Below are 18,305 nucleotides of genomic sequence, written 5' to 3' on the forward strand. Positions count from 1 at the left end.
TCTGTGAAGTATGCGCGCTTATTGATCCGTATGAATCACTGGGCGAACCGACATGCCCACACGCAATTGCGTCAATGCCGCTTGCCCTGGTGTTAGCTGAATACGCACAGGAATACGCTGGGTAATTTTAGTAAAGTTGCCCGTTGCGTTGTGAGCAGCAATAGGGGAATAGCTCACTAAGCTCGCTGGCGCAATATGCTCAACCGTGCCTCTTAGAGTCACATCTGGCAAGGCGTCTACTTTAATGGTTACTGGCTGCCCTTCTCGAACGTGCGCCAGTTGTGTTTCACGATATTGCGCTTCGATGTATACCTTATCAATAGGCACAATCGTTAGCAGAGGCTGACCAACATTAACGTGCCCCCCTTTACGCGCTTGAACCTGAGCGACCATGCCAGACTCTGGCGCGGTTAATTTCGCGTATGACTGCTGCAAAATAGCGCCGTTCAATTTCGCTTGAGCGGATTCTAACTTGGCTTCTGCTTGCTTAAGCTGCGCCATTAAAATCGCCACCGCTTGCTTGGTGGATTCCAAGGTCGCTTCATCGCGCTGCTGAATGGCTTGCTGGGTTTGCAAGTCTGCATCGGCTTGTTGCTTCGCCAATACGGTTCCAGCCCCATCACGGGCTAGGTTTTTAAAGCGTTTCTGATTCGCTTGCGCCAAACTTAGCTTCGCTTTATCGAGCGACAAGTTTGCTTCCGCTTGCTTAATCAAAGACCCTTGGCGGGCAATCTGTGCGTTTAAAATAGCCAACGAAGATTGCGCCGTCATCACATCGGCCTGCGCTTCTTTATGAGCAATCGCCAAATCACGCTCATCAATACTCACCAAAGGATCGCCCGCTTTGACAGAGATGTAGTCCGACACAAAAACCTGATCGACAACGCCACTAATGCGCGGCGAAATAACGGTCAAATCTGCATCAATGTATGCGTCTTCGGTCGCTTGATCTACGTTATTTGATGCATGCTTGTTTAATTGCCAAACACCGCCGCCCACGACAACAGCAACCAATGCAACGACAGCGGAGTAACGAATATTCTTAATCATGTCTAACCTATTTAAATAACTTATTAGTAAAGGCACAGAGGCCGAATTTTTCACGTTTTGCAGCCTATTAAGCAGGCTTCACCACTTTTGGCGCAGGGATATACATCAAACACATTACCAATGGGATCATCACAAAAGCAGCGATGCCAAGCCCAATGAAAATATCCTCTCCACTCAGCACCCCTGCCTGCTTGGCTAACTCTCCAGCCCAATAAGCGTTGGTGTGTACTTGCGTTTCGTAGATAGATGCTGTGTTCCAATGAGCCAACAAATCTTCAAAATGAAACTGATTGCGAACCACCATAATTTGACCAATCAAGACACCACCGACCATGGTGCCCAAGGCTCTCAAGGTGTTAATGATGCCGGATACAAATGCTCCTTCCATTGGTTGCACCACGCTGGTTGCCAAAAACAACAAGCACACTACCGCCATTGGCTGGCCGATTGCTTGCAATACTTGAGCGGTAACGAATTGCGCCGTCATCCATTCACTGGTGACATTAGAGGCCAATAAACAAGCACTACCAATGCACGCCAAACCAATAGAAAACAGAACTCGAGCATCCACCCATGATTGGTACAACAAGAAGGCAACAACAGAACCTAAGAAGATCTGCGGCAAACCTATCCACAAACCAATGGACGCGAGTTGCTCCATTCGGAAACCCTGAGTTTGTGCTAGTAATTGCAATGGCATAGATACACCACTCGCCAATACAATCAATAATGCGAAGAACAAGGTGAATCCCAAACCTAAATTACGCTTTGACAATAACTGCAAGCGCATAAAGGGGGCCGGATGATGAAATTCTGACCACAGAAACAACACCAATAAACCCGTTGCTATCATCGCGGTGCCGCGAATAAAGCTAGAATCCAGCCAGTCCATGCGAATACCTTGAGTTAACGTAATCGTCAACGCAATGATGCCGAAGACCGCACAAAAGGCACCGAGGTAATTCGCCTCTTTTATGCGCAATCTCATTTGTGGCAGCTTAGGAATGCCGTAATATACAAAGCTGATCGATAACAGGCCTAAGGGAATGACATGCCAGTACAACCAACGCCAGTCATGTATTTTGTCCAAGAATAAAGCCGCCAACCAAACAGCCACATTCGGTGCCAGTGTTGCTGTCATTGCATACAAAGCCAAACCATGCAGACGAATCGACAGTGGCAAAAAGCGCAACGCCGACATCATCAAAAGAGGCACCAAGGAACCCGCAAAGTAACCTTGCACAAAACGCAGCCCCATAAACAGTTCAGCGTTTTGTATAAGAGGCAGAAACACCGCAATGGTAATCACACCGATTTGAGCGATGATCTGGAAGCGACGCAACGAAAAAGTAATCGCCAACCAACAAGAAAATGGCATTGCCATTAACTCACCCGCCTCGTACCAAGTGGTAATCCAAGAGCCTTGATCACTACTAAAGCCCATGGCGCCTAAAAAATCGGCTTCTCCCAAAGAAGGCAAGCGGCTGTTCAAACCAGACATCATGGCCGCCAACAACACGCCCAACAAACCAATGGCTAAGCGAACGCCAAAAGCAGGGCCTGGCGGCGGAGTGGGTTTACTGGCCTGAGGCGCGCTGTCCACTACTGGACTTTGCACAACTGCGGTCATTTCGACACCTTCTCACCTGAAAAAGGTTGCTTAACATCGCCACTCCAATCACCGCCCAATGAACGATAAAGAGCGACCATGGCCAATGCTTGACTCACTTGTCCATCCATCAAAGAACGCTTCGCGGCAACCAAAGACTGTTGCGCATTCAATACATCGCCACGGTCTGCTGCCCCTTCTTGGAAGGATCTAAGCGCCGCGTGCAATGCTACTTCACGCTGCTTTTGTGCGGCATTTAAGCGACGCACACTTTCACTTTCTGAGGTCCAAGCACCCAATGAGTTCTCGACTTCATGCCAAGCTGACAGTACGGTTTTGCGATAAGTAACCGCCGCCGCTTTTTGTTTCGCTTCTGTTAATGCCAAGGTCTGGCGTAATTTTCCGCCTTCAAAGATTGGCAAGTGGAAAGAAGGCCCGACAAAGTATTGACGAAAGTCCCAGCTGCCCAAATCAGACAAATCGTTCGACAAGGCGCCAATTGAGGCAGTTAAACGAATGCGTGGGTAAAAATCAGCATTCGCCGCGCTTACTTGGGCGATGCTTGCTCTCAATTTGGCGCCCGCCATCAAGATATCAGGACGATTACGCGCTAAATCAGACGGCACACCAACCGCTAATACAGTCGGTAAAGAAGGCGCTTTGGGCTGACCGCTTAATTCAAGATCTAAAGCGTGTGGCGACAAGCCCAACAACAACGCCAGTGCATTTTTCAACACCGCTTCTTGATGCTGTAAAGAAGGCAATTTCGCCGTCACATCAGACAACTCAGCTTTCATTGTTTGCGTTTGATAATTGGTGCCTACGCCATTTCGCTCGCGGTTTTGCGCTAAACCATAGCGGCTTTTCGCGATTTTGATTTGCTCTTGAAGGTACTGCTGCTGTGCCTGAACGCCGCGTAAACGCCAATAGTTACGCGCAATGTCTGCACTTAACGAGACTTGCACCATGTCGTTTTCAAAGGCGGTGGCTTGCAACTGTTCTTTCGCGGCTTTTTCTTTGTCGCTTAAATATCCCCAGAAATCCATTTCCCAGCTTGCGCCAGTACTCAAGCTCCAAGTATCAATACGGGAAGTCGGAGCGCCAACAGCAGCAAGCGGAGCGTCTTCACTCAACCCTATGCTACTAAAGCCCCCATCGACAGACAGCTGAACATTCTTCTGAGAAGACACCAAACCCAATTGCGCGCGGCTTTCTTTCCAGCGAATCGCCGCCAACTGCAAATCTAAGTTATTTTTCTCTGCTCTACTTTCCAGCGAGGACAAAACATCATCGTGAAACAGCGTCCACCAACGAACAGGCGTCGCCACCGAGCTCGTTGTTTTAAGTGCTTCCCAATTAACACTCACCTCTGGTTTGCTGTCCTCTGCGGACAAGGTACTTTTCGGTATCAGAGCACAACCTGTCATCAGCCCTAAGGCCGTGATAACCAAGCCGCCTTGAAACCAACGGGAATATTTTAAACCCTTCGTCATATCGTATATCATCTCTAGAATTAAACTGATTAGTTTAGTTTTGAAAAACTCAAAAAACACCGAATAAAATCTATCACCATAGAACAAAATGGAAAAATTGAACCGATCAGTACAGTTGATTTTCGACTATTTTAAACCGTACGGTACACCTTGTGTCAAGTTAAAAATGAGAATAGAATCTATTTCCTCAAAAGACAAAATATGGTGAAGAATTGTGAGATCAGAGCAACAGCCACCGCAGGACCCAAAAGCACAGATTGTGCTTGAGGCGGCGACGAAAATATTCCTACAACGTGGCTTTTCAGCCGCCACCACAGACATGATTCAAAAAGAAGCTGGCGTATCAAAAGCAACGGTTTATAACCGCTACCCAAACAAAGAAGCGCTCTTTTTTGAAGTCATTAAAATGGAGTGTTCAAAGACAATTTCCCAGCTAAAAACGATTCAAGCGCCTTCCGTTAATATTGAACAAGTATTGACCGAATTTGGTCATACTTACCTCAAGATGACACTGTCGTCGAACAACTTATCCCTGTTTCGTACCGTTGCGGCTGAAGCCTTACGTTTTCCACATATCGCCAATACTTTTTACCAGTCAGGCCCTAGAGCAACGATCGATATTGTCAGTGAATATCTAGCTCACGCTGCCGATAAAAATGAGATTGACATTCAGTCAATTGGGGTAGAACAAGCCGCCTGCTTATTCATCAGTATGATCAGAGGTGAAGGTCATATGATCGGAGTGATGTTCCCAGAAGCGGTGCCCTCTCAGGTTCAAATTGAAAACTGGACAAAAAGCGCCGTGCAAACTTTTATGAAGGCGTTTGCCGTCCGGTGATGAGGGAGGTTATTTAAAACAAAAGGCTGATTTAGTGTCAAAAGCTGCCTCGCACTATCTCATGAACGCCATAGCATTGTGCAAATTTCAAGCAATCTACTTGCTCGTATCATGGTTTCCGTTTTAATCTCTAGTGCTAGCCCCATTGATATCTGGATACCTATTTAGTTTTTATTTGGAAAATACAATGAAAGATCAAATCGATATTCAGTTTGTCTCCGATGTTATGTGCCCATGGTGTGTTGTCGGCTTAGGAAACCTTAATCAAGCCTTGGCGCAATTAGACGATAAAGTCTCCGCCAACATGACGTTTCAGCCGTTTGAGCTTAATCCTGACATGCCTCAAGAAGGGCAAGATTTTGATGAGCACATCCAGCAGGAATACGGCATTTCAAAAGAACAATCTGACCAGAACCGTCAGGCCATCAAAGAGCGTGGACAAGAAGTGGGTTTCGACTTTAGCTTCAAACCAGAAAGTCGCATGTGGAATTCTTTTGACGCCCATCGACTGTTGCATTGGGCAGAACATGAAGAGAAACAAGCAGAATTAAAAAACGCCTTGTTCAAAGCGCATTTCACTCATGCTCAAAATGTGAGCGACCATGATGTGTTAGCCAGCCTTGCCGCGGCCGTAGGTCTAGACCCAAAAGCAGCAAAAGGCATTTTGGAGAGCGGTCAGTTTGCCGATGAAGTTCGCCAAAAAGAAGCCTTTTGGCAGCAAAACAACATCACATCTGTACCGACTGTGATCATCAACAACAAATACGCCATTTCGGGCGGCCAACCTGCTGACGTATTTAAAGAAGCGCTTGAAGAAATTATCAGCAAGGAAAAAGCGGGCTCAGGGAAGATGCGATTAAGTCCCCGATGTGAGATCATAGCTGCATAGTAAATCATAAACGTTACCGCCCATGAGCCAACAGTTAACCTTTGCTGATAGCGAGTTTTCCAGTAAGCGCCGTCAGACCCGTAAAGAGATATTCTTATCCAGAATGGATAACCTGCTGCCGTGGTCTCAACTGCTGGAAGTGATTGAACCCTTTTATCCTAAAGCAGGCAATGGCAGACGTCCGTATGCGCTTGAGACCATGTTTCGCATTCATTGTATGCAGCAATGGTATATACCGAATCAACTTGAAGATGCTGGCTTGAGAACCTGAAAATTATCATTAATTCGAGATGTCAAAGAGCCTGCGATCTCTGGAAGAGTCACTGCAAAAAATTGGTCTATTGCCGCCTTGAAGTCCCGTTTTCTTTTGAAGTAAACGTTGTTCCTCGACTTCTCATTCATTACTTTCCATAGCCGATCGATTGGGTTGAGGTTTGGACTGTAAGGTGGAAGATAATGCAGTTCAATATTCAGGACAAACGCCGCATCTTTGACTAAGTCACTGCGGTGATATCCCGCACCATCCAAGATGATATGAAGCTTATGAGCTAAGGGATAACTCTTTCTTAACTCACAGAAAAAGCGAACAATCGATTCACTGTTAATGCTTTCATAGTTGTGAACAATGGTAGCTCCAATATCCGACAAGTTCAGTGCGCCAATAATGTTCAATCGGCTACGATTACCCGTTGTTTCAATCACTTTATCCTGACCAGTTCGTATCCAGCCATGAGATATTTTTGTTGATAGTGTTGGGTGAACTGCGTCGATAAAGACTATCGATTCATCCTTGCCACAGCTTGCCTTTAACGCTTCATAAGCCTCTATAAATGCTTGCTGTTGTGCTTCATCAAACTTGTGTGGTACGCCTTTCGGTTGCTTGTAGCTAAAACCATTGTGGTGAAGCCATTTATTCATACCAGAAACCGTGTAATCCAGTCCAAATGTCTCTTTAACGTAAGTGACAATTTGACGCGTATGAGAATAGGTTTTCTCAGTCAAATGCTCGATTAGGTGCATGGTTTGAGTAGCAGAAAGCTTGCTTTGGCTTCCGCCATTTTCAGGCTTAAGTTTTTCAGAAAGAACGTAGTCGCTGAGATGACGAGCAACGGTCGATTCATGAATACGAAGAGCTTGTGAAATCATAGTCTGACTCCAGCCTTCAGAAGCCAGCAAAACAGCCTTAATACGGTCGCAAACTCGACTATCACGTTCAATGTCGTGCATTTGTTCGAGTTGCAGTTTCTGTTGAGGAGTCAGTGTAATTTTCATGGTTCGTAGCATGATCCTGATTCTATCGAAAATCAAGCATCTTCAATGATCACGGGTATAGCCTTGGTGATGAAGCGATGGAAGATGCGTTATATGAAATAGCTTCGATGCGTCAGTTTGCGCAACTGTCATTGGATAAAGCCATTCCAGACCGTACTACCATTATGAACTTCCGGCACTTGCTGGAAAAGCACAAGTTGACTCGCAAATTATTCAAAACGGTCAACCAATGGCTGTCTGACTGCGGTGTGATGATGACGCAGGGTACACTGGTGGATGCCACGATTATTGAAGCACCCAGCTCCACTAAAAACAAAAAGAATGAACGAGACCCGGAGATGCATCAGACCAAGAAAGGCAATGAATGGCACTTCGGTATGAAAGCCCATATTGGTGTGGATGCCAAGAGTGGCCTCACCCATACGCTGGTGACCACCGCCGCAAACGAGCATGACCTGAACCAGTTGAAGAACCTGTTGCATGGCGAAGAAGAATTCGTTTCCGGCAATGCCGGTTATCAGGGCGCAGAGAAACGGGAAGCGTTGCAAGATACGAATGTGGAATGGCTGATTGCTGAACGCCCCGGAAAAGTCCGGGCACTGAAAAAGCATCCTCGCAAAAACAAAACGGCCATTAACATCGAATACTTAAAAGCCAGCATCAGGGCAAAAGTGGAGCATCCGTTTCGGATCGTCAAATGTCAGTTTGGCTTTATCAAAGCACGCTATAAAGGACTGATGAAAAATGACTCACAGTTAACCATGTTATTCACCTTGGCGAACCTGTTTAAAGTAGACCAGATGTTAAGGCGACAGCCAAGATCTGTCTGAAATCCGGGAATAACCCGGAATAAGGCCGAAATCAGGCCTAAAACGGCAGTATATTTGCCGAAATTGAAAATTTAGCGTTCAAAAATTAGACGGTAAGTGCAAAGGCTGGTTAAAGAACTAAATTGCAGGACTTATTCGCAGTTTCCTTAGGTTAGCAACGAAACAAACTGCATACAGAGACCTAAAACGAGTTGGCAGAAATACCCATCTAGTTAACGACGATGCATTGCATAGTAGTTGAACAACTGCTCTTGGGTCGCTCTGCCAAGCAATTTACACCTAAGCTACGATCATAATCCAACCAACAACAACGGCTTTTCCCTATCACAGACACAAAAAGATAATGTATATCTATTGACTACACGCAAAAACCATTTAAACTGTGTATTAAATAGATATACAGAGGATGGTGTCATGGCTACAAAGACAGCCCCAATCAACATGCGAGTATTGCCATCAGTAAGAGACATTATCGATGCCGCAGCAAGTTTAAAAAAAGTTGATAGAACCGTATTCATTCAGCAAGCAGCACTCAATGAAGCGCATAGCATACTGGCCGAACAGCGTGATTTTATTCTTGAAGCAAAGGCTTTTGAAGCATTTGATAACGAACTTCGTGCAGAACTTCAGACTCTTGATGGCATGAAAGATCTGTTTAAAAGGAAAGCGCCTTGGGAATAAGTGCACCAACCCTACTCACTGATGAGCACCAGGTTAGCGCCTTTCAATGTGGCATCGAAGAACTCGATACTTGGTTAAGAAAACAGGCGTTAAAGAGTCAAAAGCGGGGAACCGCGAGAGTGTATGTGGTCAATGACACTGACGCCCATCAAGTGGTCGGGTACTATTCCATTGCCATGGGATCAGTTTCCAGAGAGCAAGCATTCAGTTCACTAAGAAGAAATAGTCCTGATCCCATTCCCATGGTGATTCTAGCCAGGCTTGGTGTGGATAACGCCTATAAAGGTCAAGGCATTGCGGCAGGTCTTTTAAAAGATTGCATCATTCGCTCAGTACAAGCAATGAACGCTGTCGGTGGAGCAGGCATCTTAGTCCACGCGATTGATAGCAGTGCGCAAACGTTTTACAAGAAATTTGGCTTTAAAGAATCGACGTTTGATCCTTTAGTACTCATGGCAAGGATCTGCGATATCGAAAAATCATTGTCGATAGACTGAGATGACGGCTCCCCTTTCACAAGAGAAGCCGTCAATATTATCAGGTGCCCAGTAAAACAGCGCTGATTGCTGGAACAGTTGTACCAATAACTTCTTGAGTGCTGGCAACAACAGGTAAGGTTGCAGACATAACACTTTCAACGACTGTTGGTGTGTTGTAGAGACCCATACCGCCACCAATGCCCAGAGCAAAAGCCATCAAGCTTTGGCGAGCGATACCGCCCACAATACCCACCAGAACCATGGCTCCCGCTACGATCCGTCCCAAAGTACCTTGGGTCCAGTCTTTTAGGGTATCCCACACATCGGTGAAAGCATCACCACCGGTGCCCGCAAATGAGGGCTCCGAAATCATTAACGCCATTAAACCAAGCGCACCAATGGTCATTAGGCGCTGAGTTTGAATGCTGCGAACTGCATTTGTCATTCGTTAGTTTCTCCGTAGATACTCAAGTTATCGCGCTTACCATCAGCTCCCGCTGAGGCTGAATCGCTTTGAGTCTGAAGTGGACGTAGCACTGGCGAAACCGTTCGAGGTGCTGACACCCCAATATCCCACCGGCGCGGTTCAATTTCGGTAAACACGTAGCTGGATAAATTCAGATCTCCACGGTCATCCTCCCAAGGCGCAATCCAAATTCGCATCACCCTTGAAGGAATGCGAAGAGGTGCAGATTGCTGCGACTCAGGTAATGCTGGATGGCTCAACAGTCCTGTCTCTAAATCAGATTGTGAATACCCAGAGGGAGAACCAATTCGAGTCGCCACAGCATCAATCGTCTTGGGTGCAGCGCCATTACTGGTAAGCTCATAGACTTCACGAGCGGATAAACAGCGCACACCGTCAGGCATACCTGGGCATCCATATTCACTACTCCCAAGACCCAATGAACTACAGCCAGACAATAAGGTTGAGCCGACTGCCAATAAAAGTAATCCAGCTTTAGACCACTGTTTTGACTGGTGCTTTGGGTTGTTCTGCATTGATGTCGTCATGGTTAACTTTCCTCTGGATACACATCTTATTGTCTGAAACGGACTTCGATCGGTTAGCAACATGCAGGATTTTTTCATCTTCTTGCACCTACCCCTTGTGAAGTGGCCAATGACAATGAGGCCCCGCGAGTGACGATTACTTCAATTTTCCTTGCAGCGTCCACCTCTATGACTGGGAACATATTTTCAGCCATGTCCAGATAGAACTTGGCCACTCGATCCAATGCTTTACCAGTGCCTTTAATCGCAGCGCCTTGTAATGCTTCTTGGCTCATGACTTGCTGGTACAACTGAGTATCACCGGCATTACCCGTCTGAATCGTCGGAACAGGATTTACATCAAATGCGCCAGCCAAGCCCTGAAGGAATCCGGCCATCATCGATTTGGCCACCAGTTGGCCTTGTTTCGACACTAATCGGCCACGAATACCGGCTTTGCCGTCTTCACCCACGGCATAAGAATCCAGTCGTGTTTCAATGACGCCACCATCTTCTCTCACACATGAAATGGTCTCGCCTCGCAAATAAGCACGCTCAGAGCTCAAATCACCGTAACCTGCGGCGATCAAGAAACACTCTTTGATATCCGCTCTAAATCGGTTGGGTAAAATGGCTTCCTTTTGAATCCTCAGCAATGCAGGAAAAGGCTCACGTCTTGCGGACTCATGAGTAGGAGCATCCAAACCCGTGATCAAAGTACCCGAGATGATGCTGCCCGCCGGTAGATACAAAGGCGGCGCGTCTTGCACAACAACGTCTGGTTCGACAACCACTTCAGGCTCAATCATACGAATCGTGATTGGCGGCAATGGAACATCTCGTGCTCGTGTACCTTGACCATTGACTGGCTGCTGATAGAGCGGATCAGGCAGCGGCGCATTGGCAAAATAGTCGTCTGGGTTAGACGGCAGTGGCTTTTCGTCTTTAGGCAATTCCATGGCAGATAAAGGCACTTCAAAGCGGCTATTTGTGCCTTCAACTGCTGCATCACCTCCAGCGCGTACATCATCAAGTTCCGCTCGAAGGCGAGCCAACTCCGCATTGACCTCACTGGGTATAGAAGGCGAACCTGGGTTTAACCGTCCTGAATCGACGTCACGACGCAAGCGCTCAACTTCACGACGTAACTGTTCATTGCGCTCACTGAGTAGTTTTACGTTTGCAGCCAAACTATCGACCCCAACATCACGAGTATTGGTATCCGTAAGAATGTGCCGGATCGTTTCCTGTCGGTTCCGACTGCTCGCGCCATCATCAGGATTAGGTGAAAACACCATCACCATAAGGATGAGACCACCAGCAATACCGGCAACAGATAGGCCCCGCTTCATGTTCGGGCTCATTTGTTCCCATTGTGCTTTCATCAAAGCTCACCTCCCACAAGAAGCGAAGGTCGCTGACTTTCCACCGCTTCTTCACGATGATTGCGAACAACCACATACAACTCAGTCTTTTCACCCGGCAACAAGATATTGCGAGGCCAGTAGGCGCTTGCCACTATATCTGGTGCATGACAGGCTATTTCACTGGCTTCTATCGGCTCATCGGCAAAGCTTTCAACCAGTCCTACATAGACGGTGAAGTAATGTCCCGTCACAATTTGCCCCTGCTTAAAACCAAACTTTAAGCCCGGCTGAAAACATTTCGGGCTTGTGTCAGTTTGGCCAGCTAAACGGATGTCATAGCCTTGTGGTAACTCATTTAATGCAAGGCGTCTGAGTAAATCACGTAAGCTATCGACGTATGGCTGAGCCGTTTCCCAAGTGGCGGCTTTTCGGTTCACGACGCCCTTAATAGGCCACTGCTGACCATCAATAACTAAGGTGATTTCACGCGGTGGAATACGACGAGGTACTAAGGTGACAGATAATGCGGGCGCTTCCTGACGAGGCGGAGTGATGTAAAGTGAAACCGGTGATTCTTTGTCCGTGGCCACATATACAACATTCCCCTTGATTTGCGTCTGAGCATCACTGGTTGTTCTCACCTGAGGCGATTCAAACGGCGTCACAATCCGATTCAGATGCCCAAGCGCTACAGGGATCAGTTCATTAACCCCCGGTGTCATTAGTAGCGTTGTTGGCACATCCGTTGAAACCGTATTGGTTTGAACAGGTGGATTTGCTGTAGCAGACTGCTTCATCACACTGGCTGGCACAATCGGCAATTCCACGTCTGCATACGACGCTTGAGATAACAGGACGCCACTCAAGCTGATTGCGATTAAGCTTGGTGTCATCCATCGACTAATTTTGGTTCGCATCATTCACCCTCCGGTTTTGCTCTTGGGTCAACTTTTCACGAACTCGCTTCGTTCTAGCTTGCCCCTCATACGTATCCATCCAGCTAAGTTTTGGACGGTATTGCTCAATATCGATGTCAAACTCATAGGTGCGAGTTTGGCGCTGCTCATCGCCAGATGGTCCAGAGACCAAGGAATAACCGGTCACAAAGACATGGCCGGTTTCATACTCATACTCCACTTGTCTGGGTTGGAATTTGAGCGTGACTCGGTCCTCACGGATCTGTCTTGCCTGAATCTCCAGTGCATCGACCACTTGCTGGTACACCGCAGGTGAAAGTAGCGGTTCGATAGCAACCCGGATAAAGGACACATTGCCCGGCGTCACGTTGCCCATAAGCTCAGCTAGGTAGAGCCCCCAGGATTCCAGGTAAGGCTGAGTGGCTTGGTTTCGTGACACTTCAGCTGTTTCAGACAAGGTTGGTGGTTGAATGGCTACCACGGTATTGCGAGAAAATGCCGCTACCGCAAGCAGCAAGTTAGATAGCACCAGCACTGCAATCAGAAACCGTTGCCATCGGTTCTCTAATTGCGTGCCTTGCCATGATTTTAAAAACACGTCGAACTTCACGGCAGATAGCTCCTGATAAATGGGTTAGGGATCGTCTTGGCCTTGGTTGGCAACAGTCCGGCCCAGTAGATGGCGTGAAGAATAAAACCATCTGGGCGACCATCACGAAAACGCCGATAGAGTTTGGTTGTTACCAACCCCAACAGGCATAAAACCAAGGCATTACCGGTAAAAATGCCGATCACTAGCCCCAACAGAATGGGAGCCATCTCATCGGCACTCCAAAGCAGGAAGTGCGGCGGGTCATCGATATAGGACGGAATACTCACAGGTTCCATAGTCACTCCTCGTTGTTTGAATTGAGAAGTGAAGGATGCCTTGGGATTGGTAGCTTCAGTGGTCAGCTAGATGCCGAATTCTTGAAGGTTTTGAGGTGGCTTAGCGATTCTGCTCTTACAATCATATTGATATCGTAAGCTTAAGGGTTACTATTAGTTCTTGGTAATTGGCGCATTACATTCAGATTTAACCGACGTGATGCAGAACTACGAGGATTATCACTCATGACTATGCATAACCCCGCTCACCCTGGTGAGATATTAAAAGAGTTGGTCATCGAGCCATTAGAGTTGACGATTACCGATGTTGCAGAGCACTTAAATGTAAGCCGTAAAACCCTGTCCAAGGTATTAAACGGACGAGGTGCAATTACTCCAGAAATGGCCGTACGCTTGGAACTGGCTTTTGCTCAACCCTCTGCCTACCACTGGTTGCGCCTGCAAAATGCTTATGATTTATCAGTACTCAGAAATCAAAAGGCAACGCTGAAAGTCCAATCTTATGAACTAGCGTAGGGGTAAAATTGATGTCTCTAAAAACATTGAAAGAAAAAGCATTTAGAAATCTTAACGTTGCACGAGAATATCATAAACTAAGTCGCGAATTTGCTCTCATCGAACAGAAACTTACACACAAAGACGCTCGAACACGTAAACCTTAAGCTAGTTGAAAACTGTCGCTAGTTCTATTGGCGAATTCTCTCAATGTTCGTGTTTTTAACTCAAGTGCGCGAGCTTATAACGAGTACTCCTCCCCCGGCTTCACTTTTGACCAAGCAACCAAGCTCGACCAAAGCCGCTAAATGACGAGACGCGGTTGGCTTACTCACTTTCGCCACTTTATGATATTGCGACGTATTAATGCCTTGGTCAAAATCCCCATCAAGCATTCGATTGAGCACTTTTACTTGTTCCGAGGACAGTCGCGTTTGATCGACATTTCGCCAGAAGTTTGTTTTAAAAACCGTTTGGTCGATTTCTTCGAGCACATTGGTGAATGTTTCACCTAAGGTGTTTAAAAACCACATAAGCCAAGCAGTAATATCAAGTTCACCTTTCTGGGATTGCTCTAATATTTCGTAGTAGCTTTTACGGTTGGCTAAAATCGCCACTGACATTGCATAGAAACGGACAGATTGGCGCTCAGCCTGGGCCAGCGCCAAATCAGTGAGTAAGCGGGTGATCCTGCCATTGCCGTCATCCAAAGGATGGAGCGTCACAAACCAAAGATGTGTTATCGCAGCTCTAAGCAATGGATCTAAAGCTGGGTCCTCACGAGAGTCATTAAACCAGCGGATAAACACGTCCAGTTCGGACTCAAGCACATCTCGGCTTGGCGCTTCAAAATGCACCGTGGGTTTATCAATCCTACCCGATACTACCTGCATAGGCTCATCCCCACGTAACCGCCCCCCTATAACAGGGTTGAACAAGGTGTAACCCTCAGGAAACAGCCGTTGATGCCATTGCAATATTCTTTCAAGTGAGAGCGGCGAGTCTAAATTCTCCGCCGCATCTAACATTATTTCTGCTAGGCCATCTGTGCGTTCAGTGGTTGGAAATGGTTTGTCTTCAGAAAGACCGAGCTTATTAGCCAAGGAAGAGCGAACAGAAAAAGCATTGAGCTTCTCACCTTCAATGGCACTCGAATGAATAATGTTCGCCAATAGCGTGTCTAACATACTTTGCTTTTGGTCTTTAGGTTGGCTCGACATCTTGCCCAACAACATTCCTTGGTGAAAGCGAATGTCTCGTAACTTGGGGTCAATAACCTTTTCATCCCAGATAAAGTTTGGCCAGTCATCTTGTTGCCAGATCCACATATTGTCGCCTTTTGATTTAAATAACAGCCTATTCAAATCATAGTATGATTAAAATGAATCCAACAATCAAATCAAATATTGATGTTAATAATGCGGATATTCATATCATCACTCGATGTTATCACTTGTCTTGGCAGTCATTAACACAGGCCTCATATTTTCTTCTGCAAGTGGCTTAACGCCAACCCCGCCATCAATGTCAAGCCGATGATCAGCGACGGTAACACCACCGGTGGAATGGCCAGCGGAGCAAACAATCCCATAAACAGAAAAATGACGCCTGAGCCCAGGATAATCATGCTGTAGCGGTGAATGATAGGGCTCGAAAATTCAAAGGTTGTCTTCTTAATCTTCCAGGTCATCAAGCCGTCCCACAGCGCTGGTAACATGAGAATAAGCGCAAAGGGCAACCAGACCATCAGCAAAGCAAATCGAGTGAACACTTGGTACAGCACATCAAAAAATGCCTGAATACGGTCTTCTACCCACACAAACCAAAAGCCTCCCATGTTCTCCATCCCTTTAGAGCGCAGTCGCTGCTCTTCCGTGGGGATTAGAAAATCACGCACAGATTGCTCCATCTGCGTATCCACAACCCATGATTGATACCAGCCATGGCTAGTTTGACCAATCCAATAGCTTGTTTGTGCGCCCAATTGGTTTTGGATCATCTGCTTCTCTTTATTAATAACCCGGCCAGTCCAATCACCGGGCACTAATACGCCAATGGCAATAATCTCCAGCATTAGTGCCAGACACAGCAGCCAAACCGACTTATGCTTGCTCATGCCAAATATCCTCTTCTACTCGTGCTAGCATGGCTGCAACGGTTGGCGTCATAATCCGGGCTTTAATCACTTGTTGAAGCCGCTTTGTCGTCGTATGACCACTGACATAACGCACTTCGATGCGTCCTTCAGCCAGATACGCCATTCGATTTGGACGATTACGCATCCAGGTGTGGAAATAGACACCATCCACAGCGGCCCACTCGAAATGATCAGGATCACGCAGCCGAATCCCCGTTAAAGCACTGGCGGCAGTCCAGGTCAGTGCCTCAATGAAATGCCACAGTCGTACACTGTCATCATCACAACTGACTTCTTCATAACTGCCCAAGCCATTACACAAACACAAATCAAAGATGGAATGGCCATCTAACGTGAACGCATCTGTTAAATAGTCCGCCAAACAGTGCACTGAGGCCAAAGCATGAGGCCAGTCGGTTTCAAGTAGTCTTAAAGCTTCCTTGAACTGGGGGTTATGTTGCTGCCACTGAGCGAGCATTTCTTTACTGGTAAGTGTTGTCATTTTCAGACAGACAGAATGATGCATACAGACTCCTTATGCTGCCTGTGTAGAGCTGGTTAAAATAGGAATGCGGCCTTTGATCACGCGGCCACCTGAAAGCTTGGCGATGTACTCCAGGTTGGGAAGCTGGCCTAATAACTGCGGTGGAAACATATCGCCTTCTTCCTCCATCAAGCGTTCGCCATGATTGCCGGTAAACAACGCGGGGCTGTCCGAGTTGGACGACATACCTTGAGTTTGCATGATGTACTGCAACCGAGTCTTAGGCAGATTGTCAGTAATATACTGCTGCGTTTCGGCGTCCATCACCCGAAGGGCTATCAAGTTGTTGATGTTACCTAACACCTGGCGAGCCTTAGCTTCACTGCCTGTTCGAGCTGCAAAGTCAGCAAAGGTCTGAGTAGCAATCACACAACGCATTTTTGCGCCACGGCCTTTGTTGAGCAGTTGAATGAAGGGATCGTTGACGACTTCAGCCGCCTCATCGATGAAGATATTTACGGGACGATTTTCAACACCATAGTTATAGCGGTCACCGGCCACGGCGGTGAGATCGGATAAAAGCAACGAACCAATGGCGCTGCCAACCATGGCGTCGGTCAATGAATCCAAGCCGATATACGCCACTTGGGCATTGTTGATAATTCGGCCAGAATCCGTAATTAACCGGCTGTCATCCACATCGTTTGCAATCGGTGATAGCAGTGGGCCAAGTTCACTTGATGTGAGCATATTGAGCACCGGCATCAATGAGGCCACCATCTTGGAATAGTGGGTTCTGTCATGCTCAAACATACTCAAAAGGCCTTCCAAATCCGTATTGGCGGCAACGGGCTGAATGCGTTCGTAGTAAAAAAGCAGCATCGCCATAGCTTGTTTAGCCAAGGTATTGGCTTTTTCGGTAAAGCGCTTGATCTCCACACTAAAGTTCGGATACACCTGCTCCCCCCAGGCTGTGACGGCTTTTACTACCAAGCCTTCTGGGCCACCTTCCAAGAATCGCCTCAGTGTCTTCAGATCAGGACGTTGTGAAGTAAGCAACAAACCTTGCACGATGTTATTCAGTGCCATTTGGCCAAATGCTTTAAATGGATCAGCACCGGTTTCGGATGGAATTAATGCCGCAATTCGGCTGGCAATTTCAGTGCCCCGGTTAAAGTTTCTCAGGGGATTAAGACGTACTGAATGCTCAGGAAAACCCGGATGAAAATACACAAAGCGCTCAGGACTACCGGTGGCAATACAGGCTCGCTGCGCATTATCCTTAAGTTCCTTGTCTCCCTTAGGGTCAATAATAATGACGGCTTCATTGCGCAAAATGGCCTGAGTGATCATCGCATCAAAGCATCGGGTTTTTCCGGCACCGGTCGTACCGACAATTAAGGTATGGCCTTCTGTGTGACCAACTGGTTGGTACACATCTTCTTCTTTGGGCTCAACACCATGAATCCAGGTCGAACCCATTTGCTTGCCGTGGCCCTGGTTAAGTAAGGTTTGCTTATCCCGCTTTAGGATTTCATAAGCGCGTTGAGCATGGCGTTGGTCCCACTCAAAGCCATACCCTAACCACAATTCATCAGGATGTTTTGCCATCACTTTTTGCAAATGCGACAGCGCCATAAAAGCCAATGGTTTGCCTTTTAGCCCCTTCTGCAACTGATAAAGACGGTAAGCCTCAGGCAGGCGATACAACGCCATGCCCGAGGAAATCCCTGTCATCCACCAAAATGGCTCAGGTGGCAGCTCAGTCAGCATTTCTGCGGCAATCGCCCCAGTGGCCCCAACCAGCCAGCCTGCTGCTGCCATGGCTTCATAGTTCGTGCGCCAGGGCATCTCATATGCGTTTTCTTTCATTCATGCTCCGC

At 47.1% G+C, this 18,305-nt stretch carries 18 protein-coding genes and 3 pseudogenes; 7 read left to right on the plus strand and 14 right to left on the minus strand.

Features of this window, described 5'->3' with window-relative positions; genetic code table 11:
- Nucleotides 1-18: 18 nt before the first annotated feature.
- From P4S58_RS12025 to P4S58_RS12035, 3 genes are all read right to left on the minus strand, one after another.
- Nucleotides 19-1,050: an HlyD family secretion protein gene (locus P4S58_RS12025; protein WP_337164105.1), complete on the minus strand. Its 1,032-nt coding sequence runs from the start codon at nt 1,048-1,050 to the stop codon at nt 19-21.
- Between the two features lie 67 nt (nt 1,051-1,117).
- Nucleotides 1,118-2,680, minus strand: coding sequence for an MFS transporter (locus P4S58_RS12030; RefSeq protein ID WP_337164107.1), 1,563 nt, complete (start codon nt 2,678-2,680; stop codon nt 1,118-1,120).
- Nucleotides 2,677-4,152, minus strand: coding sequence for an efflux transporter outer membrane subunit (locus P4S58_RS12035; protein WP_337164109.1), 1,476 nt, complete (start codon nt 4,150-4,152; stop codon nt 2,677-2,679). Before P4S58_RS12035 ends, P4S58_RS12030 begins: the two co-directional genes overlap by 4 nt.
- A gap of 214 nt (nt 4,153-4,366) precedes the next feature.
- Here P4S58_RS12035 and P4S58_RS12040 point away from each other — a divergent pair, with 214 nt between their 5' ends.
- From P4S58_RS12040 to P4S58_RS12050, 3 genes and pseudogenes are all read left to right on the plus strand, one after another.
- Nucleotides 4,367-4,990, plus strand: a complete 624-nt coding sequence (locus P4S58_RS12040) for a TetR/AcrR family transcriptional regulator (RefSeq protein ID WP_337164111.1) — start codon at nt 4,367-4,369, stop codon at nt 4,988-4,990.
- A gap of 187 nt (nt 4,991-5,177) precedes the next feature.
- A complete protein-coding gene (locus P4S58_RS12045) occupies nt 5,178-5,879 on the plus strand; it encodes a DsbA family oxidoreductase (protein WP_337164113.1) in 702 nt (233 codons plus the stop codon).
- A gap of 22 nt (nt 5,880-5,901) precedes the next feature.
- Nucleotides 5,902-6,111: pseudogene (locus tag P4S58_RS12050) on the plus strand (IS5/IS1182 family transposase); the annotation flags it as partial.
- A gap of 8 nt (nt 6,112-6,119) precedes the next feature.
- On the opposite strand, the gene P4S58_RS12055 reads toward P4S58_RS12050, so the two are convergent.
- Nucleotides 6,120-7,151: an IS630 family transposase gene (locus P4S58_RS12055; protein ID WP_337164563.1), complete on the minus strand. Its 1,032-nt coding sequence runs from the start codon at nt 7,149-7,151 to the stop codon at nt 6,120-6,122.
- A 56-nt stretch (nt 7,152-7,207) separates the two neighbouring features.
- Here P4S58_RS12055 and P4S58_RS12060 point away from each other — a divergent pair.
- From P4S58_RS12060 to P4S58_RS12070, 3 genes and pseudogenes are all read left to right on the plus strand, one after another.
- Nucleotides 7,208-7,981, plus strand: a pseudogene (locus P4S58_RS12060) (IS5 family transposase); the annotation flags it as partial.
- Nucleotides 7,982-8,395: 414 nt separating this feature from the next.
- Nucleotides 8,396-8,662 carry a type II toxin-antitoxin system TacA family antitoxin gene (locus P4S58_RS12065; protein ID WP_337164114.1) on the plus strand — a complete coding sequence of 89 codons (267 nt, stop codon included), beginning with the start codon at nt 8,396-8,398 and terminating at the stop codon, nt 8,660-8,662.
- Nucleotides 8,653-9,159, plus strand: a complete 507-nt coding sequence (locus P4S58_RS12070) for a GNAT family N-acetyltransferase (RefSeq protein WP_337164115.1) — start codon at nt 8,653-8,655, stop codon at nt 9,157-9,159. The genes P4S58_RS12065 and P4S58_RS12070 overlap by 10 nt, the downstream gene beginning before the upstream one ends.
- Before the next feature lie 40 nt (nt 9,160-9,199).
- On the opposite strand, the gene traA is transcribed toward P4S58_RS12070, so the two are convergent.
- The 6 genes from traA to traL all read right to left on the minus strand — a co-directional run bounded on the left by traA (nt 9,200) and on the right by traL (nt 13,306).
- Nucleotides 9,200-9,586: a TraA family conjugative transfer protein gene (gene traA / locus P4S58_RS12075; protein WP_004249359.1), complete on the minus strand. Its 387-nt coding sequence runs from the start codon at nt 9,584-9,586 to the stop codon at nt 9,200-9,202.
- Nucleotides 9,583-10,155, minus strand: a complete 573-nt coding sequence (locus P4S58_RS12080; protein WP_337164117.1) for a TraV family lipoprotein — start codon at nt 10,153-10,155, stop codon at nt 9,583-9,585. Before P4S58_RS12080 ends, traA begins: the two co-directional genes overlap by 4 nt.
- 74 nt (nt 10,156-10,229) lie before the next feature.
- A complete protein-coding gene (locus P4S58_RS12085; RefSeq protein ID WP_337164119.1) occupies nt 10,230-11,519 on the minus strand; it encodes a TraB/VirB10 family protein in 1,290 nt (429 codons plus the stop codon).
- Nucleotides 11,519-12,418, minus strand: coding sequence for a TraK domain-containing protein (locus tag P4S58_RS12090; RefSeq protein ID WP_337164565.1), 900 nt, complete (start codon nt 12,416-12,418; stop codon nt 11,519-11,521). The genes P4S58_RS12085 and P4S58_RS12090 overlap by 1 nt, the downstream gene beginning before the upstream one ends.
- Nucleotides 12,402-13,028, minus strand: a complete 627-nt coding sequence (locus tag P4S58_RS12095; RefSeq protein WP_000667170.1) for a TraE/TraK family type IV conjugative transfer system protein — start codon at nt 13,026-13,028, stop codon at nt 12,402-12,404. Before P4S58_RS12095 ends, P4S58_RS12090 begins: the two co-directional genes overlap by 17 nt.
- Nucleotides 13,025-13,306 (minus strand): type IV conjugative transfer system protein TraL, encoded by a 282-nt coding sequence (traL, locus tag P4S58_RS12100; protein WP_000433891.1) that lies wholly within the window; start codon nt 13,304-13,306, stop codon nt 13,025-13,027. The genes P4S58_RS12095 and traL overlap by 4 nt, the downstream gene beginning before the upstream one ends.
- Nucleotides 13,307-13,531: 225 nt before the next feature.
- Between traL and P4S58_RS12105 the strand changes: the two genes are divergently transcribed.
- Entirely contained in the window at nt 13,532-13,822 is a 291-nt protein-coding gene (locus tag P4S58_RS12105; protein ID WP_337164120.1) for a HigA family addiction module antitoxin, read from the plus strand.
- A gap of 201 nt (nt 13,823-14,023) precedes the next feature.
- Here the strand turns inward: P4S58_RS12105 and P4S58_RS12110 are convergent.
- From P4S58_RS12110 to traD, 4 genes and pseudogenes are all read right to left on the minus strand, one after another.
- Nucleotides 14,024-15,129, minus strand: a pseudogene (locus P4S58_RS12110) (Fic family protein).
- Between the two features lie 152 nt (nt 15,130-15,281).
- Complete coding sequence (locus P4S58_RS12115; protein ID WP_337164121.1) at nt 15,282-15,917, minus strand: DUF4400 domain-containing protein; 636 nt, start codon at nt 15,915-15,917, stop codon at nt 15,282-15,284.
- Nucleotides 15,904-16,464, minus strand: a complete 561-nt coding sequence (locus P4S58_RS12120; protein WP_337164122.1) for a conjugative transfer protein — start codon at nt 16,462-16,464, stop codon at nt 15,904-15,906. Before P4S58_RS12120 ends, P4S58_RS12115 begins: the two co-directional genes overlap by 14 nt.
- Nucleotides 16,465-16,473: 9 nt before the next feature.
- The gene (gene traD, locus P4S58_RS12125) at nt 16,474-18,294 is read right to left on the minus strand and encodes a conjugative transfer system coupling protein TraD (protein ID WP_337164123.1); all 1,821 of its coding nucleotides are present in this window, start codon (nt 18,292-18,294) and stop codon (nt 16,474-16,476) included.
- Between the last annotated feature and the right edge of the window lie 11 nt (nt 18,295-18,305).

The sequence above is a fragment of the Vibrio sp. Hal054 genome, from assembly GCF_037162405.1.
Classification (GTDB): domain Bacteria; phylum Pseudomonadota; class Gammaproteobacteria; order Enterobacterales; family Vibrionaceae; genus Vibrio; species Vibrio diazotrophicus.

Bases quoted from the DNA above. Each gene is read 5' to 3' on its own strand.
- P4S58_RS12115 (WP_337164121.1), bottom strand. From the start codon at position 15,917: ATGAGCAAGCATAAGTCGGTTTGGCTGCTGTGTCTGGCACTAATGCTG.
- P4S58_RS12025 (WP_337164105.1), bottom strand. From the start codon at position 1,050: ATGATTAAGAATATTCGTTACTCCGCTGTCGTTGCATTGGTTGCTGTT.
- P4S58_RS12085 (WP_337164119.1), bottom strand. From the start codon at position 11,519: ATGAAAGCACAATGGGAACAAATGAGCCCGAACATGAAGCGGGGCCTA.
- P4S58_RS12105 (WP_337164120.1), top strand. From the start codon at position 13,532: ATGACTATGCATAACCCCGCTCACCCTGGTGAGATATTAAAAGAGTTG.
- P4S58_RS12090 (WP_337164565.1), bottom strand. From the start codon at position 12,418: ATGCGAACCAAAATTAGTCGATGGATGACACCAAGCTTAATCGCAATC.
- P4S58_RS12065 (WP_337164114.1), top strand. From the start codon at position 8,396: ATGGCTACAAAGACAGCCCCAATCAACATGCGAGTATTGCCATCAGTA.
- P4S58_RS12030 (WP_337164107.1), bottom strand. From the start codon at position 2,680: ATGACCGCAGTTGTGCAAAGTCCAGTAGTGGACAGCGCGCCTCAGGCC.
- P4S58_RS12120 (WP_337164122.1), bottom strand. From the start codon at position 16,464: ATGCATCATTCTGTCTGTCTGAAAATGACAACACTTACCAGTAAAGAA.
- P4S58_RS12045 (WP_337164113.1), top strand. From the start codon at position 5,178: ATGAAAGATCAAATCGATATTCAGTTTGTCTCCGATGTTATGTGCCCA.
- traL (WP_000433891.1), bottom strand. From the start codon at position 13,306: ATGGAACCTGTGAGTATTCCGTCCTATATCGATGACCCGCCGCACTTC.
- traD (WP_337164123.1), bottom strand. From the start codon at position 18,294: ATGAAAGAAAACGCATATGAGATGCCCTGGCGCACGAACTATGAAGCC.
- P4S58_RS12055 (WP_337164563.1), bottom strand. From the start codon at position 7,151: ATGAAAATTACACTGACTCCTCAACAGAAACTGCAACTCGAACAAATG.
- P4S58_RS12035 (WP_337164109.1), bottom strand. From the start codon at position 4,152: ATGACGAAGGGTTTAAAATATTCCCGTTGGTTTCAAGGCGGCTTGGTT.
- P4S58_RS12080 (WP_337164117.1), bottom strand. From the start codon at position 10,155: ATGACGACATCAATGCAGAACAACCCAAAGCACCAGTCAAAACAGTGG.
- traA (WP_004249359.1), bottom strand. From the start codon at position 9,586: ATGACAAATGCAGTTCGCAGCATTCAAACTCAGCGCCTAATGACCATT.